At 64.9% G+C, this 19115-nt stretch carries 17 protein-coding genes, 1 other RNA gene and 4 pseudogenes; 12 read left to right on the top strand and 10 right to left on the bottom strand.

Annotated features, from left to right (window positions below; translation table 11 throughout):
- The first annotated feature begins 11 nt into the window (after positions 1–11).
- Both parC and NHF48_RS06560 read left to right on the top strand, forming a co-directional pair.
- Positions 12–2263, top strand: a pseudogene (gene parC / locus NHF48_RS06565) (DNA topoisomerase IV subunit A).
- A 65-nt stretch (positions 2264–2328) separates the two neighbouring features.
- A pseudogene (locus NHF48_RS06560) lies at positions 2329–4003 on the top strand (putative bifunctional diguanylate cyclase/phosphodiesterase).
- A 27-nt stretch (positions 4004–4030) separates the two neighbouring features.
- On the opposite strand, the pseudogene NHF48_RS06555 reads toward NHF48_RS06560, so the two are convergent.
- From NHF48_RS06555 to NHF48_RS06540, 4 genes and pseudogenes are all read right to left on the bottom strand, one after another.
- Positions 4031–5209 (bottom strand): annotated as a pseudogene (locus NHF48_RS06555) (CCA tRNA nucleotidyltransferase).
- On the bottom strand, positions 5200–5796 hold the full coding sequence (locus tag NHF48_RS06550) for a CoA pyrophosphatase (RefSeq protein WP_253070614.1): 597 nt from the start codon (positions 5794–5796) through the stop codon (positions 5200–5202). The pseudogene NHF48_RS06555 and the gene NHF48_RS06550 overlap by 10 nt, the downstream one beginning before the upstream one ends.
- On the bottom strand, positions 5793–6371 hold the full coding sequence (locus NHF48_RS06545) for a DUF1285 domain-containing protein (RefSeq protein ID WP_253070613.1): 579 nt from the start codon (positions 6369–6371) through the stop codon (positions 5793–5795). Before NHF48_RS06545 ends, NHF48_RS06550 begins: the two co-directional genes overlap by 4 nt.
- A gap of 44 nt (positions 6372–6415) precedes the next feature.
- The gene (locus NHF48_RS06540; RefSeq protein ID WP_253072353.1) at positions 6416–6943 is read right to left on the bottom strand and encodes a GNAT family N-acetyltransferase; all 528 of its coding nucleotides are present in this window, start codon (positions 6941–6943) and stop codon (positions 6416–6418) included.
- Between the two features lie 160 nt (positions 6944–7103).
- Between NHF48_RS06540 and NHF48_RS06535 the strand changes: the two genes are divergently transcribed.
- Both NHF48_RS06535 and NHF48_RS06530 read left to right on the top strand, forming a co-directional pair.
- On the top strand, positions 7104–7475 hold the full coding sequence (locus NHF48_RS06535) for a dihydroneopterin aldolase (protein WP_253070612.1): 372 nt from the start codon (positions 7104–7106) through the stop codon (positions 7473–7475).
- 4 nt (positions 7476–7479) lie between these two features.
- Positions 7480–7755 carry a Rossmann fold domain-containing protein gene (locus NHF48_RS06530; protein WP_253070611.1) on the top strand — a complete coding sequence of 92 codons (276 nt, stop codon included), beginning with the start codon at positions 7480–7482 and terminating at the stop codon, positions 7753–7755.
- 22 nt (positions 7756–7777) lie between these two features.
- Here NHF48_RS06530 and NHF48_RS06525 read toward each other — a convergent pair whose 3' ends face one another.
- Positions 7778–8674, bottom strand: coding sequence for a hypothetical protein (locus NHF48_RS06525; protein WP_253070610.1), 897 nt, complete (start codon positions 8672–8674; stop codon positions 7778–7780).
- 224 nt (positions 8675–8898) lie between these two features.
- On the opposite strand from NHF48_RS06525, the gene NHF48_RS06520 reads away from it, so the two are divergent.
- The 5 genes from NHF48_RS06520 to NHF48_RS06500 all read left to right on the top strand — a co-directional run bounded on the left by NHF48_RS06520 (position 8899) and on the right by NHF48_RS06500 (position 12089).
- Positions 8899–9579 (top strand): energy transducer TonB, encoded by a 681-nt coding sequence (locus NHF48_RS06520; RefSeq protein WP_056058187.1) that lies wholly within the window; start codon positions 8899–8901, stop codon positions 9577–9579.
- Positions 9580–9633: 54 nt separating this feature from the next.
- A complete protein-coding gene (locus NHF48_RS06515) occupies positions 9634–10428 on the top strand; it encodes a MotA/TolQ/ExbB proton channel family protein (protein WP_056058190.1) in 795 nt (264 codons plus the stop codon).
- A gap of 91 nt (positions 10429–10519) precedes the next feature.
- Complete coding sequence (locus tag NHF48_RS06510) at positions 10520–10996, top strand: ExbD/TolR family protein (protein ID WP_056058193.1); 477 nt, start codon at positions 10520–10522, stop codon at positions 10994–10996.
- Positions 10997–11055: 59 nt separating this feature from the next.
- Positions 11056–11484 (top strand): ExbD/TolR family protein, encoded by a 429-nt coding sequence (locus NHF48_RS06505; RefSeq protein ID WP_056058196.1) that lies wholly within the window; start codon positions 11056–11058, stop codon positions 11482–11484.
- A gap of 245 nt (positions 11485–11729) precedes the next feature.
- Positions 11730–12089, top strand: a complete 360-nt coding sequence (locus NHF48_RS06500) for a tetratricopeptide repeat protein (protein ID WP_253070609.1) — start codon at positions 11730–11732, stop codon at positions 12087–12089.
- A gap of 546 nt (positions 12090–12635) precedes the next feature.
- On the opposite strand, the gene dcd is transcribed toward NHF48_RS06500, so the two are convergent.
- A complete protein-coding gene (gene dcd, locus NHF48_RS06495; RefSeq protein ID WP_055878967.1) occupies positions 12636–13190 on the bottom strand; it encodes a dCTP deaminase in 555 nt (184 codons plus the stop codon).
- A gap of 280 nt (positions 13191–13470) precedes the next feature.
- On the opposite strand from dcd, the pseudogene NHF48_RS06490 reads away from it, so the two are divergent.
- Together NHF48_RS06490 and rnpB are read left to right on the top strand one after the other, a co-directional pair.
- A pseudogene (locus NHF48_RS06490) lies at positions 13471–14104 on the top strand (N-acetylmuramoyl-L-alanine amidase).
- Positions 14105–14299: 195 nt separating this feature from the next.
- Positions 14300–14685, top strand: an RNA gene (gene rnpB, locus NHF48_RS06485) — RNase P RNA component class A.
- A 258-nt stretch (positions 14686–14943) separates the two neighbouring features.
- Here rnpB and NHF48_RS25815 read toward each other — a convergent pair.
- On the bottom strand, positions 14944–15783 hold the full coding sequence (locus NHF48_RS25815) for a hypothetical protein (RefSeq protein WP_446741117.1): 840 nt from the start codon (positions 15781–15783) through the stop codon (positions 14944–14946).
- Positions 15784–16183: 400 nt separating this feature from the next.
- Between NHF48_RS25815 and NHF48_RS25810 the strand changes: the two genes are divergently transcribed.
- The gene (locus NHF48_RS25810) at positions 16184–16765 is read left to right on the top strand and encodes an energy transducer TonB (protein ID WP_446741116.1); all 582 of its coding nucleotides are present in this window, start codon (positions 16184–16186) and stop codon (positions 16763–16765) included.
- A 48-nt stretch (positions 16766–16813) separates the two neighbouring features.
- On the opposite strand, the gene NHF48_RS06475 is transcribed toward NHF48_RS25810, so the two are convergent.
- Genes NHF48_RS06475 through NHF48_RS06465 form a run of 3 tightly spaced genes read right to left on the bottom strand, consistent with a single transcriptional unit; the run spans position 16814 to position 19030 of the window.
- The gene (locus NHF48_RS06475) at positions 16814–17452 is read right to left on the bottom strand and encodes a carbonic anhydrase (protein ID WP_120300044.1); all 639 of its coding nucleotides are present in this window, start codon (positions 17450–17452) and stop codon (positions 16814–16816) included.
- Positions 17449–17661: a hypothetical protein gene (locus NHF48_RS06470; protein ID WP_253070607.1), complete on the bottom strand. Its 213-nt coding sequence runs from the start codon at positions 17659–17661 to the stop codon at positions 17449–17451. The genes NHF48_RS06475 and NHF48_RS06470 overlap by 4 nt, the downstream gene beginning before the upstream one ends.
- A 1-nt stretch (position 17662) precedes the next feature.
- Positions 17663–19030 carry a SulP family inorganic anion transporter gene (locus tag NHF48_RS06465; RefSeq protein ID WP_253070606.1) on the bottom strand — a complete coding sequence of 456 codons (1368 nt, stop codon included), beginning with the start codon at positions 19028–19030 and terminating at the stop codon, positions 17663–17665.
- Between the last annotated feature and the right edge of the window lie 85 nt (positions 19031–19115).

Raw genomic sequence — 19115 nt, 5'->3', positions numbered from 1 at the left:
CGCTGCGCGCAATGGCCACCGATTTCAAAGATCCGTTCGACTCCATCGTCGACGCCCCCTTCGACAGCGCGCTGTCTGAGCGGTATCTCGTCTATGCCTTGTCGACGATCACCGCGCGGTCGCTGCCCGACGTGCGCGACGGGATGAAGCCGGTGCATCGGCGTCTGCTCTGGGCGATGCGGCTGCTCAAGCTCGATCCGGCGCAGGGGGTACAAGAAGTGCGCGCGCGTCGTCGGCGACGTGATCGGCAAATATCATCCGCACGGCGACCAGTCGGTCTACGACGCGATGGTCCGCTTGGCGCAGTCGTTCGCGATGCGCTATCCGCTGGTCGACGGGCAGGGCAATTTCGGCAATATCGACGGCGATAACGCGGCAGCCTACCGCTACACCGAGGCGCGGCTGACGCAGGTCGCGATCGACCTGATGGACGGGCTCGACGAGGACGCGGTCGCGTATCGCCCGACGTATAATGGCGAGGATCACGAGCCCGAGCTGTTCCCGGGGCTGTTCCCGAACCTGCTGGCGAACGGCGCGAGCGGGATCGCAGTCGGCATGGCGACGAGCATCCCGCCGCACAACGCCGCCGAACTGCTTGAGGCGGCGATCGTCCTGATCGATACGCCCGACGCGGACGATGCGGCGATATTGGAGCATGTGAAGGGTCCCGATTTCCCGACCGGCGGGCTGGTGGTCGATCCGCCCGCCGTCATCCGCGAATCCTATGCGACCGGGCGGGGCGGGTTCCGAGTCCGTGCGCGCTGGGAGATCGAGCGCGAGAAGGGTGGCGGCTGGCAGTTGATCGTCACCGAGATCCCGTACGGCGTGCAGAAGGGCAAGCTGATCGAGCAGATCGCCGACCTGATCAACGCCAAGCGCCTGCCGATCCTCGCCGACGTGCGCGACGAATCGGACACCGAGATCCGCATCGTGCTCGAACCGCGCAGCCGCACGGTCGATCCGCAGATCCTGATGGACGGGCTGTTCCGGCTGACCGATCTCGAGACGCGGATCAGCCTCAACCTCAACGTGCTCGACAAGGATCGCACACCGCGCGTGATGTCTCTGCGTGAGGCGCTGGCGGCATGGGTCGATCACCAGTTCGTCGTGTTGCGCCGGCGTACCGAGCACCGGCTGGCGAAGATCGCCGACCGGGTCGAGCTGCTCGACGGGTATCTGATCGCGTATCTCAATCTCGACCGCGTGATCGAGATCATCCGCACCGAGGACGAGCCCAAAAAGGTGATGATCGCCGAGTTCGCGCTGACCGATCGTCAGGCCGAGGCGATCCTCAACATGCGGCTGCGCAGCTTGCGGCGGCTCGAAGAGTTCGAGATCAAGACCGAGCGCGACAAGCTCGACAAGGAGCAGGCGACGCTCGCCGCGCTGCTCGCCGATCCGAAGAAGCAGCGCGCGCGGATGAAGCGCGACATGGCGAAGATCCGCGATCGCTATGGGCTGGAAACGGTGCTCGGCAAACGTCGGACGACGATCGAGGAACATGCACCGACGCGCGATATCCCGCTCGAGGCGATGATCGAGCGCGAGCCGATCACCGTGATTCTGTCGCAGCGCGGCTGGATCCGCGCGATGAAGGGGGCACAACGATCTGGCGAGCCCGGAAGCGCTGAAGTTCAAGGAGGGCGACGGCCCGGCCTATGCGTTCCACGCGCAGACCACCGACAAGCTGTTGCTCGCCGCCGAGAACGGGCGGTTCTACACCTTGGCGGCGGACAAGTTGCCGGGCGGACGCGGATTCGGCGAGCCGGTGCGCGCGATGATCGATCTCGACGGCAGCATCGGGATCGTCGCGTTGCTGCCGGCGAGCAAGCATCCCAAGCTCCTGGTGGTGGCAACCGACGGGCGTGGCTTCTCGGTGAGTTCGGCGGAGGTGATCGCCGAGACCCGCAAGGGCAAGACGGTGATGACGCCGCGCCCGGGTGCGCAATTAAAGATCGTCCGGCCGATCGGCCCCAATGACGATTATGTCGCGGCGATCGGCGACAATCGGAAGATGCTGGTGTTCCCGCTCGCCGAACTGGTCGAAATGACGCGCGGGCAGGGGCTCCAGTTGCAGCGTTACCGCGACGGTGGGCTGGCGGATGCGATCACGTTCACGTTCGCCGAGGGCCTCAGCTGGGCGATGGGCGGCGGCACCGGCCGCACTCGGACCGAATCGGACCTTGGGCCCTGGCGCGCTGCCCGCGGAGCCGCCGGGCGGATGCCGCCAACGGGCTTTCCGCGCGATAATCGGTTCGGATAATGGATGAGAAAGGCCCCATTCAGGGTCCTTCAGAGCCTCTTAACGAACCCGCGGTACCGGGGAGCATGCCATCGACCGCCCTCGAACAGACTGCAAAGCCGATTGTGACGAGTGATATGGTCGCACGCGGGCTTGAACTCGTGCCGATCCCCGCGGTTCATATCGTCCTGAACGCGGGGCAACTCGAGCTGTTCGCGATGAATCGCGCGTATCGTCTGGCGGGGTTCGGCGTCGTTGCGGAACGTTCGCCGATGATCGCCGAGCTCGGCGACCGGATCCGGGCGTTTCTCGGGTCGGAGCAGATCAGGTCCGACTTCGACTGGGTCCTGGGCGACGAGATTGACTGCCGCCATTACCGCGTCACGATCGCACGTTCCGATCCCATATTCCGCGAACGGTGTACGATCAGTTTCATCGACCTGACGTCGCAGGTCCAGACCGAGCGCAGTCTGCGTCGCGAGATGACGACCGACAGCCTGACGGGACTGTTGAACCGGGAAGGGTTCGCGGACCTGATCGAGGAGCTCGAAGACCATACGGTCAGGGCCGTACTCGCGATCGATCTCGATCGGTTCGGCCGGCTGAACTCGTGCCTTGGCTCGCTGGCGGGTGACGAATTGCTGATCACGGTGGCGCGTCGGATCAAGGGCGCGTTGCGCGCGCGCGACACGCTGGCGCGGATTGGCGGGAATCAATTCGGTATCCTGATATTGATCGATCAGGATCGTGAGGAGGCGCAGGCGCTTGCCGAGCGGATCCACCGGACGTTGCAAACGCCGTTCCGGTTGACCGATTACGAGATCAACGTCGAGTGCTCGGTCGGAATCGCCTTTGGTGCCGATGAGTCCGGCGACAATGTCGATCTGGTCCGCCACGCGCAGTTTGCGGTCAAACGCGCCAAAGTCAGTGGTCGCGCCGAGTTCTACCAGGTCCAGGATTTCGCGATCGCGCGCGCGCAATTCGGTATGGAGACCGCGCTCCGCCGTGCGATCGAGCACCGCGACCTGCGGCTGGCGTATCAGCCGATCTGTGACTTGGCGACCGGCCGGATCGTGTCGTTCGAAGCGCTGGCGCGCTGGACCGATAAGGATGGCCGCGAACATTCGCCCACCGAATTCATCGCGGTCGCCGAGGAATCGGGGTTGATCGTGCCGCTGGGGCGATGGGCGATCGAGGAAGCGGCGCAGACGCTGGCGCGCTGGGACACTGCGAATGGCGGACCGTGCGGCGTGAGGCTCGCCGTCAACCTGTCGGCGATCCAGTTGCAGCGCGATGCGATCGCCCCGGTGCTGCAGGCGGCGTTGGACTCGACAGGGCTGTCGGGAGATCGGTTCACGCTCGAACTGACCGAGAGCGCGATCGTCTCGGATCCCGACCGGATCGCGGGGACGATGCACGCGCTGAAAGCGCTCGGGACGAACCTGGCGATGGACGATTTCGGGACGGGGTATTCGAACCTCGCCTATCTCCAGAAGCTGCCGATCGACATTCTCAAGATCGACCGAAGCTTCGTAACGGGCATGCTCGCGGACCGCGACAAGGTGTCGATCGTCCGCGCTATCCTCAGTCTTGCGCAGGCACTGGGGATGCGGACGACGGCCGAGGGGGTCGAAACGCATGAATTGTCCCAGACGCTCGCGGCGTTGGGGTGCACGTACGGGCAGGGGCTATTTCTACGCACGACCGCTGGAGCCGGATGCGGCGTATGCGATGATCAACTCTATAACTGCTACGAACTGACTGGCGCCCACGCCGGCTCAAAACGAGTTAGGCGGAAACCTCCGCCACCAGTCCGTCGGCGATGACCGCCACGCGCTCGGCGCCCGGAAACCCTTCCGAGATCCACTGCGTCTCGACCCGGCGCAGCATCGCAGCCACGTCCGGCCCCTTGCGAAGTCCGCGCTCGACCAGAGCCCCGCCGGAGAACGGGAACGCAGGCGGCGTCCAGTCCTTGATTGCGGACACGTCTTCGCCAGCGATAAGCAGACGGTCGACCGCGCCCGACACGCCGACGCGATAGGCCAAGGCTAGCGGGCCTTCCTCACCGGGTCCCGCAGTGGCAGCCATCAGGCGCTTGCGGTCGACGTTTGACAGCTTCAGCCTCGCTCCGACGGCTTCGGCGGCGGCAGGCGCGATCGCCACGGCGAGGCGGCGGATCGGGTCCGGTGCGATGCCAGCGTCCGTCTCTCGCTCGGCCAGCACGCCCAAACGCGCCGCTCCCCGGCGTCGATCTCGGGCAGTACCGCGCGAAAAATGCCGCGCTCGACCATCAGCGCGACGACCGCCACGGCGTTGGCCGCCACCAGCAGCTTCAACACTTCGCTCGCGATACGTTCACGGGAGAGCGCCATCAGGTCGTTGGCGCGCGCGGTGCAGGCATCGAGACCGGCTTGGTCGATCGTAGTGCCGAACCGCGCGTGGAAGCGGAAGAAGCGGAGGATGCGCAGGTGATCCTCGGCGATCCGCTGCAACGGGTCGCCGATGAAGCGCACGCGCCGGGCCGCAAGGTCGTCGAGACCACCGAAATAATCGAAGATCTCGCCGGTCGCCGGATCGGCGTAGAGCGCGTTCATCGTGAAATCGCGGCGCGCCGCGTCTTCGCGCCAGTCGTCGGTATAGGCGATGATCGCGTGGCGACCGTCGGTCGAAACGTCGCGGCGCAGCGTCGTAACTTCGACCGGACCCGCGGGGGGTGACTGCCGTGATCGTACCGTGCGCCAGGCCGGTCGGGACCGCCTTGATCCGCGCATCCTGGAGTCGTTCGATCACCTCCTGCGGGGGCAAGCGCGTGGCAATGTCGACATCGGCGACGTCGATCCCGAGCAGCGTGTCGCGCACCGCGCCACCGACGAAGCGCGACTCGCCCTCCGCCGCGCCGAGAACCTTGGTCAGTGCGTCCAGGCCGTCCCGTTCGCGCCACGGCGCCGCCGGGAGTATCAAGACCACCTCAGGCGGCGGGCAAGGTTGACGATCATCGCGGCGGTCGCACCCCAGATGCGCCGCTCGTTCCACATGATCTCATAGTAATGCCGGTCGTGGCCCTGCCATTCGAGCGTCGCCTCGACATGGTTCGCCTCGTCGAGCAGGAACGCGAGCGGAACTTCGAAGACGCTCGCGACTTCCGCTTCGCTGGGTGTGAAGACCAGGTCGGGCGGGATGATGCCGATCACCGGCGTCACCTGGAAGCCGGTCACGGTGCGGTAGCTGTCGGCCTCGCCGATCACGCGGACCTTGTCGCGGGGGAGGGCGATCTCCTCCTCGGCCTCGCGCAGCGCGGCGGTGACGACGTCCTCGCCGGGATCGATCCGACCGCCGGGGAACGCGATCTGGCCAGGGTGGCGGCTCATCGTGTCGGTACGCTGCGTCAGGATCACGCCGGGATCGGCGCGGTCGGTCACCACGATCAGCACCGCGGCGGGCAGCAACGTGTCGGCGGCGGTCAGGTCGCCGTCATGCTGGTCGCCGGTAAGCAGGATCATGTGCGACCCGGCGCCCTTCGCCAGCGCCGCGGTCATCCGTTCCGTCAGGCTCATGCAGCGGGCTCCAGCGGGAAGAACGCGCCATCGCTCCACAGCCCGGCGGGCGTCGCGTCGTCGGCAATCGCGCGCTCGGCGAGTTCGTAATAGACCGAGCGGACCACCAGCGCCTCCATCCCGCCGCGGACGGCGAGATACGGGCGTGGGCCGCCATCTCCGTCGGTCGTGTCCTCGACGAAGCGCAGCGGATGCTCGGGACCCGCCGTAACGAGGTCGCCGGTGTTGAGCCGGAAGGCGAGCTTCGCATCGCGACCGCTGCCCTCGGCCTTCATCTCGACCGCGATGAAGGCCGCGTCCTCGACCTCGATATCGAGCTTCTCGACCGGCGTGACGAGGACGTGGCTGCCGTCGGGCTCACGGCGCAGGATCGTCGAGAACAGCCGAACCATCGCCGGGCGGCCGATCGGCGAGCCCTGGTGATACCAGGTGCCGTCGCGCGCGATCCGCATCTCGCTGTCGCCGCAGTGTGTCGGGTTCCATTTCTCGACCGGCGGGAGCTTCGCCTCTTCGACGAGCTTCGCGATTTCGGCGAGACTGAGCGAGGCGATATCGGGGATGGCATCCATGGGCATGGCGGCGGACTAGGCGGGCAGGGGGGCGGAGGTAAAGCGGTGGCTTATGCGGATGCGGCGACCGGCATGGTCTCGGCAACGCGGGGACCGAGCATGCCGGTGCTGTCCGGCACCGCATCGCCGCGGGCGAGCAGGCGGTGGCGCTCGACTGGGCCGGGGGCGGCCCAGCGTGCGGTGCGCTCGGCGGAGAAGCCGAAGAAGCGGCCGTAATAGTCGGGGTCGCCGATCAGCATGAGCGCATCGTCGAGCCCAGTGACGGCGGCCGCATCGAGCGCCTGCGTCATCAGGCGGCGACCGATGCCATCGCCTTGATGGTCGGGTACTACGGCGACCGGGCCGACCATAATCAGCGGAAACAGTCCGTTGTCGTCGATCAGCGCAATCGGCCAGCACTGGATCGAGCCAACCAACACGCCATCCTCGACCGCGGCGAAGCTGAGCGCGGCGACCGGCTTCGTGCCACCGCGGATCGTGTACGCGGTTCGCGTGAACCGATCCGGGCCGAAAGCGGCATCAAGCAGCATCTCGACCGCTGTCGGGTTGATGCTGGCCAGGGGAACGAGAGTGATCAACGGCATCTCCGGCCCGGACTGCGCCGCGTACACGCGGGAAGGGCAGCGCGCTTTAGCCTTGGCGACGCTGAACGCAAGGATAACCGGATCGACGCTCGGGCGACCCGGCGCGCGAACGGTGTGACTTTCATCTTGCGGTGCGTCTGCTAGAGGCGCGCAGATGGAAGACAGTCTCCAACTCGAAGTCCACGATCTCGAAGTGCAGGTCCTGACCGGTATCTACTCGGAGGAGACGCACCTGCCGCAGCCGCTGCGGATCTCGCTGACTGTGGACATGGTCTGCCCGAGACACTTCGCGCCGGATACGCCGTTGTCGGCATCCAAGAACTATCTCGACCTCAAGAACGCCGCGACCACCGCGCTGCCGCCCGGCGTGCATTTCACGCTGATCGAAGGCGTCGCGGATCATATCTGCGAGACGTTGTTCCTGCAGGACGCGCGCGTGCTGCGGGTAAAGGTCAAGATCGTGAAGCTCGCGATCGCCGAGGCCGACGAGGCGATCGGCGTGACCCTCGTCCGACATCGCCGCTGATCGCATGCTACTGACGCTGGAGCCGGGCGGGGACATCGCGGCGCTCGTCCGTGACGCGATCGGCGAATCGCGGGTCGTGTTGATCCCCGCGAACCTCGATCCGCTGACGATGGCGCAGGCGAGGGCGGCGATCGGCCCCCTCGCGATCGAATTGGCGCCAGCGGTTCGCGTGAATGCGGTGGTGCCGGCCGAGGCGGCTCGACGCGCCGATGTAGACGCCGCGGTCGCGTTTCTCGAGCAGGCGCGCTCCACGACCGGACAATTGCTGGTCGTCGGCTAGCCTGCGCGCTTCCCAGGGTAGTTCAGCTTTTCCGAGTCCGTCCGCACGGCCCCAACGCGGCCAGGACGAACGCGTAATCCTCGCGTGCGATCGTCGCATCGGCGGCCTCCAGCGATCCCGTGCTGCGGTCCGGCAAGGCCTGCGGCAAGGCGCAGCTCAGCCGGTACCACAGCAGCGTCTCCGCCGCAGGCGGTGCGGCCGACTCGTCGACGATCTCGCTAAGCGCAACCGCCCAGCGTGGCTGTTCGCCGGGACGACGCAGCACCGACAGCGACACCGGGCGTTGGTCCGCGGTCGTCAGGAAGATCTGCGTCTCGCCTTCACCGGGTAGCGCGCCCGGCACGTGAAACGCGTTGCCGATGCCGGTGATGACCGGCGGCGCATCGCTCGCCAGTGCATCGCGGGCGATCTTCCGTGCGCGTGCATCTGCGGTCGGCGTCCAATCGAGCTGCGCGTCGGGCGCGACCAGCTGGACCTGATTCACCGCGCCGGGCACGGGTCTAGCGAAGATCAGCACGCGCGCCTTCTTGAATTTCGGCACCCGGCCGGCTGCGTCGGGCATCACGTCGAGCAGATACCCGATTCGCGGTGGCAGCCCGTCGGCGCCGCGGATCAGCGCGGTGACGTCGACCTCGACATATAGTCTGACATGACCCGCCGCGAGATTCGGCGCCTCGGCCGGCTTGATCTTGGTCGTCGATCGGACGGTCGCGTCGGCGATCACGGGGGCGGAAAGCACCAGGTCGGCGATGTCGGAATATCCAATCCCGCCAGCCGCTTCTCGCTGCACCGCACCCTGCGGCGCACCCGCGCTATCGGCAAAAACCCGGGGTGCGGCCGGGGTTTCCTGAGCGCTGACAGGAGTTGCTGCGATGATGACGGCGAGGGCCGAAGCCGTAACGTGAAAGAGAAGATTCATGTCTTCAGGCTACGCTACGCAAGCTGAACGATACAGAAATAATTCTGCCATCCTATGGTTGTACGTTTGTTGCGTCCGACAAAGCGTTTGCGTGTCGCAGAACGTGGCGATAGGACTTGCTCACTGCCCCGTGGTTATTCCGGCCAACGGCAGACGCATGTGCCGCGTACCCATTGCGGGCACGTGCGTACGGAGCAGGCAGATTAAGGGAGTGTCGTTTCTGAATGGCCTATACTGACCAAAAGATGTCCGGAGGCAAAATCGTCGCGATCGTGATCGTCGCGCTGATTCATGCGGCCTTGGGCTATGCTTTCGTCACTGGCCTCGCGTACCAGTACGTGAAAAAGGCCCAGGAAAAGATGACGACGTTCGACGTGGAGCCGCCACCGCCGCCGCCTCCGCCCGACGAGCCCCCGCCGCCGCCACCCGACCAGCCAAACCTGCCGCCGCCACCGACCACGGTCGTGACGCCGCCGCCAGTCGTGGTAACGCCGCAGCCAGCGCCCGCGCTGACGACGTCGAGCATCATTCCTCGGTTCCAGCCGACGGCACCGCCGTCGCCGCCCGCACCACCAGCGCCGCCGGCACCGCCGCCGACGCCACGGGTCTCGCAGGCTGCTGGTCTCAAGGGTAACCCAGGGCAGTATTTCGGCGCGGACAATTATCCGCCGTCGGCACAGCGCGAGGGTGCTCAGGGTCGCGTTTCCGCGAAGCTGACGATCGGTACGGATGGTCGCGTGACCGACTGTTCGGTGACGTCGTCCAGCGGCAACACGACGCTGGATGATGCGACCTGCCGGATCTCCAAGGCGAGGGTGCGTTTCACGCCTGCCAAGGACGAGAACGGCAATGCCGTCGGGTCGTCGTACCAGCTGAACATCAGGTGGGTCCTGCCTCAGGAATGATCCATCCTACGTCAACCGCACCAGATAAAATTCAGTCAGAGGGACTAAGCGAACATGATCACCACCATTCTTGCAGCGGCAGCGCCCGCCGCAGCCGACGCCAACCCGTACGGCCTGCAAGCCGCACTTCGAGAAGGCGGCCTGATTTCGCAGACCGTGTTCGGCATTCTCGTGCTGATGTCGGTCGTGTCGTTCTACATCCTGTTCTCGAAGCTGTTCGAGCAGCAGAAGATCATCGGTCAGGGCAAGCGCGTCCGTCAGGCCTTCTGGTCGTCGAACAGCCTTCGCGAAGGTTCGGCCAAGCTCGAGAAGAACTCGGCCTACAAGCAGATCGTCGACGACGGTCTGGCCGCTCAGGATCAGCATTCGAAGCTGACCGATCCGGTCGAGGCGCATGACTGGCTGCACGGTTCGCTGGCTCGCTCGGAAGCAGCGATCAACTCGAAGCTGGGTGGCGGTCTCGCCTTCCTCGCAACGGTCGGTTCGGTTTCGCCGTTCATTGGTCTGTTCGGTACGGTTATCGGCATCTACCGCGCACTCGTGAAGATCGGCGCTTCGGGTCAGGCATCGATCGACAAGGTCGCAGGGCCGGTCGGTGAAGCACTGATCATGACCGCCCTCGGTCTGGTCGTCGCGGTTCCTGCCGTTCTGTCGTACAACTGGCTGCAGCGCCGCAACAAGTCGATCGCAGAGGACCTGTCGGCCTTCTCGAACGACGTGCTCGGCTTCCTGGCTTCGAACGGCGCAGTGCGTCCGTCGATCGCAACGGCTGCCAAGCCGGTTTCGGCCAAGCCTGCCACGACGACCACGACTGCCGGCCAGACCGGTGGCGTACCGCGCGCCAACTAAGACGCGAAAGGCGGGGCTGCTGTTCGCAGCCGCCCCGCTTCATTGCCGCCGGCGGTTCCGGTGGCGATTATATGGATAGGATAGTTCGCACATGGCGATGAGTGTTGGTGGCGATTCCACCGAGAGTTCGATATCGGACATCAATACGACGCCGCTGGTCGACGTCATGCTCGTGCTCCTGATCATCTTCCTGGTGACGACGACCGTCGCGGTCCAGGCTGTGCAGCTGAAGCTGCCGGATGTTCGGTTCGATCCGACGATGACCAAGCCTGAGAACGTCTCGCTGTCGGTAACGTCGGCTGGCGGACAGTGCCAGGTGTACTGGGGTCTTTCGCCGGTGACTCACGAAGAGTTGCTGCAGCGTGCCGTCGACAAGCTGAAGGCTGAGATCGCACGTCAGGGCGGTGTCAACGCGGCTGGTCTCGAATTGCCCGAGGCTCACATCCGCGGCGACGTGAACGCACCGTATCGCTGCATCGGCGCGACGATCTACACGATGCAGCAGGCTGGGTTCGCCCGCGTCGGCTTCATCTCCGAACCGCCTCCCGGCGGCACCACCGAACGTTGATGGCGAACGCTGATGCCGAACGCTGATGATCGCTCGGACGTATTTAGGAGTAGTATAAGATGGCAATGAGCGGCGGCAAAGAAGATGGCGCGCCGATGATGGAAATGAACATGACGCCGTTGATCGACGTCCTGCTCGTTCTCCTCATCATGTTCATCATCACGATCCCCATTCAGACGCATGCGGTGAAGGTCGACCTTCCGGTCAACAGCAAGAACCAGCCGCAGAACCCGGTCGATCCGCAGAAGAACAAGATCTCGATCGATCCCGCCGGTACGGTTGCGTGGAACGGTTCGCCGGTCGACGAGGTGACGCTGCGCCAGTATCTGGACCAGTCCGCCGGCATGACGCCCGAGCCCGAACTCCACTTCCAGCCCGATCCCGAGTCGAAGTATGAAGTGGTCGATCGCACGCTGGCCGTCATCAAGCGGTCTGCGATCACCAAGCTCGGCTTCATCGGCAACGAGCAGTATCGCAACGCCTTCTAGGTCCTGCTGCGTACAGTATCGAACGTCCAAAGGGCGGTCCTCCGGGACCGCCCTTTTTTGTCGTGCGGTCGGCACCGGACGTCGGACGAACGGAAGCGGCGGAACGCGTCGTGGTGCATCGAATAGAGATAATCCGCTCGCGGGACCGAACTTGATCAATGTACTTGTATGACAGTCATCGAAGTGACACACCGTTGTCACAAAAATGAAACCTTCCGATACGCGAAGGTCAGTGGAGATGGATGATGCGCAAGACCGTCCTGTTCGTTCTAGCAACCTTGGGTTCAGCCACGCCGGCGTTGGCGGACCAGTCCGCGTCGACTGATCGCACTGGCTACGTCGCGATCGCAGCTGGCGACCTGTCGACGGCGGAACAGCGCATCGTCGCCGAGCGGAAGATCTTCCCACAGCGCCCCGAACTGATGCTCAACCTGGCGTCGGTCTATCATCGCACCGGTCGCGAGTCGGAGGCACGCGCGCTGTATGCGGCGGTGCTCGACCGCCCAGCGGTCGCGATGGACCTGCCATCGGGCGCAGTGGCCTCGTCGCACGATCTGGCTAGCCGTGCATTGGCGCGACAATCGCAGCAGATTGCGACTCGCTGAGTACCGCGCGACGATCACCACTCTCTGTTCGTCAGAGCGGGGTGATCTGAAAGCCGGCTTGCTACCTTGTTCTCCCGCGAAGGCGGGAGCCCAGTCTGGGTTCCCGCCTTCGCGGGGAAACAAGCTGAAACAGGTAGATAGGATCTGTATCTGCCGGGCGGCGAGCTATTATCTGCTGTAAAGCACTACGCCATATGGACGTGCCGTCTTGGCAGCAGGCGAGTCGTCCGCTGTTGGGTTGCATGCAGACGACGATGTGTCATTTTTGTCCGCGGGTGTGCGCTTCCTAAGCGATCGTACCGTTGTCGATACCCGTAAACATCGTCGACCAACAAAAGCACGGCACTACCCCGGCGAAGGCCGGGGCCCAATTGGGGACGCTGTCAATTGAACGGTGAGCGCCGTAACCGAGACATTGCTACTGAGGCCCAGGCCTCCGCTGGGGAGGTCGGGTGCGGGGACGTGTGATCCGCTTGTTGCCTCGAGGTTCGCGGTAGCCGCCTGACTCAGTTTCTCCCAAGCCCAAGCCCAAGCCCAAGCCCAACCCTAAAGCCGCGGCAGCGTCACCCCGCGCTGGCCCATGTATTTCCCCGCGCGATCCGCATAGCTCACCTCGCAAGGCTCGTTCCCCTTGAGGAACAGGAACTGGCACGCGCCTTCGTTCGCATAAATCTTGGCCGGCAACGGCGTGGTGTTGGAGAATTCCAGTGTCACATGCCCCTCCCATTCCGGCTCCAGCGGGGTCACGTTGACGATGATCCCGCACCGCGCATAGGTCGACTTGCCGAGGCAGATCACCAGCACGTCGCGCGGCACGCGGAAATATTCGACGGTGCGGGCCAGCGCGAAGCTGTTCGGCGGGATGATGCAGACGTCGGTCTTGCGGTCGACGAAGCTGTTCGCCGCGAAGTCCTTCGGGTCGACGATTGCGCTGTCGACGTTGGTGAAGATCTTGAATTCGTCGGCAACGCGCGCGTCGTAGCCATAGGACGACAGCCCGTACGAGATGCAGCCGTCGCGGCGCTGCGCTTCGTGGAACGGTTCGATCATCGCATCGCCCAGCGCGCGCTCGCGGATCCAGCGGTCGGACATCACGGACATGGCAACTCCCTTTTCGGGAGCGGCTTTCGCCCGGAAGCGGGCCGACGGCAAGAGGGACGCGCCAAATGACGTGTAGCCCCGTCCGCGCGCGCCTCACGAAGCGTCTGCTTACGCGCGTAGGCTATTGATGCGGTCGAGCGGTGGCGTCACAATGCAACGTCACGATCATCGCGGTCGAGACTGCGCCATCGGTGCTGGCCCGTTGGCAAAAAGGGAAGCTGGCTTGAAGTTCATCGAGACCCCGTCACCCAATTTCGACGATCGTTCGCTGCCCATCACGATGATCGTGCTGCATTATACCGGCATGAAGGACGGCGCGTCGGCGATCGCGCGTTTGCGCGATCCCGAGGCGAAGGTGTCGTCGCATTACTTGGTCGAAGAGGACGGGACGGTCCTGCGGATGGTCGCGGAGGACAAGCGCGCCTGGCATGCCGGCAAGTCGCACTGGCGCGACGTCGACGACGTCAACTCCGCGAGCATCGGCATCGAGATCGTCAATCCCGGTCACGAGTTCGGCTATCGTCCGTTCCCGCCCGAGCAGATCGCATCGGTCGTGCAGCTGGTCGCCGAGATCAAGGATCGCCACGAGATCACGCGCGGCAACATCGTCGGCCATTCGGACATCGCACCGGTGCGCAAGCGCGATCCCGGCGAGCTGTTCCCGTGGCACGAACTCGCGCGGCGCCGGCTGGCGCTGCCGCGGCCGACCAAGAATCTGATGGACCCGGGCTGGACCGAGGGGCGGCTTCTGCCTCGCACTCGAACGCTTCGGCTATGATGTCGAGAACCGCATGGCGGCGACGATGGCGTTCCAGCGGCGATTCCGTCCCGAACTGGTCGACGGCGAAGTCGATGCGGAGTGCCGGTGTATTCTTCTTGCGTTGTTGCTGCCCAAGCCGATGGGCGACGACTAATCCTCATCCTCCCCCGCCAGGGGGGAGGTGGCTGGCACTTGCCAGACGGAGGGGGAGGCATGCGAAACATCTGCTCCGTATCCGCCCCCCTCCGTCGCCTTCGGCGCCACCTCCCCCCCCTTGCGGGGGAGGATCGCAAAATACGCCAACGAAAACGGTGGTGCATCGCCCGCACCCGCGCTAGGGCTCGCCTCGCCAGAGGGTCGGGCGGCCGCGGGTGTTTTCGGACACGCGAGGAAAGTCCGGGCTCCGCGAAACGACGGTGCCGGGTAACGCCCGGCGAGGGTGACCTCAGGGAAAGTGCCACAGAGAGCAGACGGCCAACCCTCGGCTTTGGTCGGGGCGGTCAGAGTGAAAGGGTGCGGTAAGAGCGCACCGCGCGCCTGGTAACAGGGGCGGCACGGCAAACCCCACCGGGAGCAAGATCGAATAGGGGGTGGCACATGGGCTTCGTTTCAGCTCGTCACCCGGGTTGATTGCTTGAGGCGGCGGGCAACCGTCGTCCTAGAGGAATGGTCGCCTAACTTCCGTATCGAAGGATCGGAAATGGACAGAACCCGGCTTACAGACCCTCTGGCATCCTTCCCCGAACCATTGCAGACTGCGGCGGAATAGCGCTGGGCTGCGACGTGGGGAATGTGATGCGTATCAAGACGATCGCGCTGTTGGGTGCAGGCGTGTTGGCGATGGCGGGTGGGCTAGTTCCCGTTGGCGCTCAGACGCCGCCGCCAACGACGATCCAGCAAGATTTCGATGCGGCAACGGCGCTGGATGCGAAGGCCGATCGTGCGGCGTCGCTTGCTGCCTGGGAGAAACTGGAAACGCGGACCAAGTCCGGGTCACGCAGCCGCGGTATCGTGCTGGTCCGCAAGGCGCCGACACTGTTCGCCCTGAACCGCGCCGACGAATCGGTTAAGGCTGCACGGGCCGGGCTCGCCTTGCTGCCGGCGGACGATGCCAGTCTTGCAGAAGACCGGACGCGCGCCTTCCTGATCCTCGGCCAAGTCGCGACCGACACGCTCGATTATGCGGGCGCCGTGACCGCGCTCCAGCAGGCGGAGGCGAGCGCGATCAGTACCGCCGACAAGCTGGGTGCGATGCTGTCGCTGGTGACCGCGCAGATCTTCATCGATCCCACCGCCGCGGCGGCGACGTTGGCACGCAGCGACGCGTTGATCGGCACGGTGAAGCTCGAGAAGAGCGTCGCCGCGTGGTTCGCGCGTGAGCGGACGCTCCTGAAGCTCAACACCGGGGACATCGCCGGCGCCCGCGCCAGCGCCTTGCAGGCGATCCGGCTTCTCGGCGGCCTCGAAACGGACAAGGTCGATATCATGGACGCATCGGCGCGGTCCGATGCCGCGATCGCGTACCTGCTGAGCGGGAACGCGGACGAGGCACGGCGGTACATGGCCTATACCGGTGCGGGACGCATGGTGAAGGGATCGTTCGACCCTGCCGCGGAGATGCGCTCGCCGGATTGTGGCGGCGATGCCGGTCTCAAGCCGCAGGACGTTGCGGTGGTCGAATTCAACATCGCGTCCGACGGTACGATCGACCAGGCGGCACCGATCTATGCCGCGGGTGGCGGCCAGGTCGCGCTGGAGTTCGCGCGGGCGGTCAAGGGTTGGTCGTGGCCTGCCGAAAAGGTCCAGGCGATCCCCGCCTTTTATCGCTATCACGTGCGGGTCGAGATGCGCTGTTCGACCGCGTTCGAGCGGCCGTCGATCGACGACGGACTAGACGACGTCCTGGAACAGTGGCTTTCCAGCAAGGGCATCACGGTCGCCCCTGCACCGACCGGTTCGCAGGCGGCCGCACTCGCCGGACAGCGCGCCGAACTCGCATCGGCGACCGCCCAGTCGCCTAATGGTTTGCGTACGCTCGCCGCAATCTACCGCCTGACGAACAATCCTACCGTAGCGCGGGAAGAGCGTGCGGCCTTGGCTGCGCGGGGTCTGGCGATCGCGGTCGCAAACGATGCACCGCCTAGTGCGCGGCTGACGTTCGACCTGCCGGGACGCGTCGATGCGGTGACCGACATCTGGCGGCCAGGGGGTATTCGAACGGACGCTGACGCCGATGGTATCGGAACCCGTCTATGCGAACGACCCCCAGGCGCGGGCGGCGATCCGGTTGATGATGGTCGACGGCGCCGTGGCTCGGACGCGAAAATCCGAGAAGAACGACACGGCGATCGTCACGCTTCGGCAGGTGGCGGACGACAAAGCCTTGAAGCCGAACGATCCGCTGCGCGTCGGCGCGCTGATCCGCATCGCATCGATCGAGGAGCGCAACGGCGAGATCGACGCGGCGCGGGCGACATTCGCGTCGAGTGGTCTGACCGCGAACCAGTGCGCGATCATGGATGCGCCACCGAAGATGGTATCCCAGCCGGGATCGGAAGCATTCCCGATGGAAGCGATGCGTTGGGGTTTCGAAGGCTGGACCCAGGTTCAGTTCGACATCGGCGCGGACGGCAACGTCATCAACCAGCGTGCGCTGTTGAGCTATCCCCCGTTCATCTTCTCCGAGGCGGGGACCAAGTTCTTCACCAAGGCCAAATACGCCAAGACGTATCGTCCCGACGGGGGGCTCGGTTGCGGCGCCACGACGACCCGTATCAAGTTCATGCTGCCAGACTCCGCGCGGCGCGGCTCGTAAGCGAAAGATAGCCCCTTCCCACGGCTAAGGTGGGAAGGGGGGAACGCCTTACACCAGCACCTTGTCCGGCCGACCGACCTCTTCGAGCACGGTCGTCGAATCGATCTCCATCATCGGTTTGATCAGCCCGTCGCGGATGTCGTAGACCCAGCCGTGGAGCAGCACTTCCTGGCCGCGCGCGAACGCTCCCTGGATCGTCTTGGTACGCGCGAGGCGGACTAGCTGGTCGCGGACGTTCACCTCGACCAGCCGGTTGACCTTCTGCTCGCGATCGGGCTGCGCGTCGATCTCGTCGGCATGGTCGTGCAGCACGCAGCGTGCGGTCGAGAGCCAGTCGTCGACGGGGCCGGTGGTGCCGCCGTCCAGCGTCGCGCGGATCCCGCCGCATGCATAATGCCCGCAGATGATGATGTGCCGCACGCCGAGCACGTCGATCGCATATTGCAGCACCGACATCAGGTTCATGTCGTCGTCGTTGACGAGATTGGCGATGTTGCGGTGGATGAACATGTTGCCGGGCGGCGTCATGGTCATCTGCTCGGGCCCTACGCGGCTGTCCGAACAGCCGATCCACAGGAACTCCGGGTTCTGGCCGACCAGCTGGCGCTGGAAGAAGTCGGCGCTCTCCTCAATGATCTCGGCCGCCCACGCCTTGTTGGCGAGCAAGAGCTGCTTGTACTGCCTCATGCGAAACGGACCTCGGTCTGGGGGGCGTTGATCAGCTTGACCGTGCGCATCGCGAGATCGCCGCGGATAAGCACGGTGATGCCGCGATACTGCGCGCCCTTGATGAACGCGTTGATGATGTCGACATTATCGAGATCGACATAGCTGGTCGACGACAGGTCGATCAGCAGGTTCGCATTGTCGGGCACCTTGGCGAGCGACTTCTGCAATTCATACTTGTGGATGAAGTACAGGTTGCGTCGCGCGCGGACGAGGCAGTCCCTCGTCGTCGCAGGCAAACGTGATCGCGGTGCGGAAGTTGCGCGCGACGACGAACACGAAGCCGACCGCAAGGCCGATGACGATGCCTTCGAGCAGGTCGGTGAACAGGATCGCAGCCACCGTGACGACGAACGGAATGAACTGCGTCCAGCCCTGCTTGAAGCGCTCGGTATACAGCTTGGGCTTGGTCAGCTTGTAGCCGGTCGCGATCAGCACCGCGGCGAGCGCCGACAGCGGGATAAGGTTCAGCACTGCGGGGATCAGCGCGACGCTGACCAGCAGCCAGAAGCCGTGCAGGATCGTCGACAGCTTGCTCTCGGCCTTGGCATCGACGTTCGCCGACGAGCGGACGATCACCGAGGTGACGGGCAGGCCGCCGATCAGGCCCGACAGTATGTTGCCGCCGCCCTGTGCCATCAGCTCCCAGTTCTTGTCGGTCGAGCGACGGCGCGGATCGATCTCGTCGACCGCCTTGACGCTCAACAGCGATTCGAGGCTGGCGACGATCGCGAGCGTGACGGCGCTACTCCAGACGATACCCATCGTGATCCCGGAGAAGTCGGGGAAGGTGAACAGCGAAGGGAATTGCGACAACGTCTGCGTGATCGGCACCTGCACCAGATGCGTCGCCTGAAGCTGCCAGTCGGGCTTCACGACACCGAGCAGCATGTTGCCGAAGATGCCGATCAGCACGACGACGAGCGGGCCGGGGACGAAGCGCAACGGGCCGTCCTTGGGCTTGGCGCCATCCCACCAGAACAGGAAGGCGAGACTGACCGAAGCGATCAGGATCGCGCCCGGCGTCACGGCCGCGCTGAGGCTGTCTAGGATGCGCGAGAAGGTATTGATGCCGTTCGCGGTGGTGAATTCGAAGATACCCTCGGCCTCACGGTCGAAGCCGACAGCGTGCGGGATCTGCTTGAGGATCAGGATGAGGCCAATCGCCGCGAGCATGCCGGTGATGACCGACGACGGCACGAATTCGCTGAGGATGCCGGCACGGGTCAGCGAGAAGCAAATCTGGAGAACGCCCGCCAAGACGACGGCCATCAGGAACATCTGATAGCTCGGCATGCTCTCGATCGCGGTCAGCACGATCACCGTCAGGCCGGCGGCGGGGCCGCTAACCGACAGCGGCGATTTGGAGAACAGGCCGACCGCGATACCGCCGACAATGCCTGAGATGATGCCGGCGAACAGTGGCGCCCCGGAGGCGAGCGCCACGCCGAGACAGAGGGGCAGCGCGACGAGCGCGACGACGATGGAAGCGGGAAGATCCGCGCGCCATGTGGTAAGCTTTGGAATGAGAGTCGGCACCAGGGCTCCTGTCCTTAAGGTGTCGGCCGGGAATACGTCCGCACCGGACGCATCTATCCATGCCACATGACAAATAGTTCATGTT

This window comes from Sphingomonas sp. H160509 (assembly GCF_024124765.2).
GTDB lineage: Bacteria > Pseudomonadota > Alphaproteobacteria > Sphingomonadales > Sphingomonadaceae > Sphingomonas.
Note: the sequence above shows the minus strand (reverse complement) of the source record. Positions and strands in the feature narration are given on the sequence as shown.

Coding starts and splice junctions, on each gene's coding strand:
- NHF48_RS06550 (WP_253070614.1), bottom strand. CDS start 5,796: ATGAGCCTGACGGAACGGATGACCGCGGCGCTGGCGAAGGGCGCCGGG.
- NHF48_RS06545 (WP_253070613.1), bottom strand. CDS start 6,371: ATGCCCATGGATGCCATCCCCGATATCGCCTCGCTCAGTCTCGCCGAA.
- NHF48_RS06535 (WP_253070612.1), top strand. CDS start 7,104: ATGGAAGACAGTCTCCAACTCGAAGTCCACGATCTCGAAGTGCAGGTC.
- NHF48_RS06530 (WP_253070611.1), top strand. CDS start 7,480: ATGCTACTGACGCTGGAGCCGGGCGGGGACATCGCGGCGCTCGTCCGT.
- NHF48_RS06525 (WP_253070610.1), bottom strand. CDS start 8,674: ATGAATCTTCTCTTTCACGTTACGGCTTCGGCCCTCGCCGTCATCATC.
- NHF48_RS06520 (WP_056058187.1), top strand. CDS start 8,899: ATGGCCTATACTGACCAAAAGATGTCCGGAGGCAAAATCGTCGCGATC.
- NHF48_RS06515 (WP_056058190.1), top strand. CDS start 9,634: ATGATCACCACCATTCTTGCAGCGGCAGCGCCCGCCGCAGCCGACGCC.
- NHF48_RS06510 (WP_056058193.1), top strand. CDS start 10,520: ATGGCGATGAGTGTTGGTGGCGATTCCACCGAGAGTTCGATATCGGAC.
- NHF48_RS06505 (WP_056058196.1), top strand. CDS start 11,056: ATGGCAATGAGCGGCGGCAAAGAAGATGGCGCGCCGATGATGGAAATG.
- NHF48_RS06500 (WP_253070609.1), top strand. CDS start 11,730: ATGCGCAAGACCGTCCTGTTCGTTCTAGCAACCTTGGGTTCAGCCACG.
- dcd (WP_055878967.1), bottom strand. CDS start 13,190: ATGTCCGTGATGTCCGACCGCTGGATCCGCGAGCGCGCGCTGGGCGAT.
- NHF48_RS25810 (WP_446741116.1), top strand. CDS start 16,184: ATGGTATCGGAACCCGTCTATGCGAACGACCCCCAGGCGCGGGCGGCG.
- NHF48_RS06475 (WP_120300044.1), bottom strand. CDS start 17,452: ATGAGGCAGTACAAGCAGCTCTTGCTCGCCAACAAGGCGTGGGCGGCC.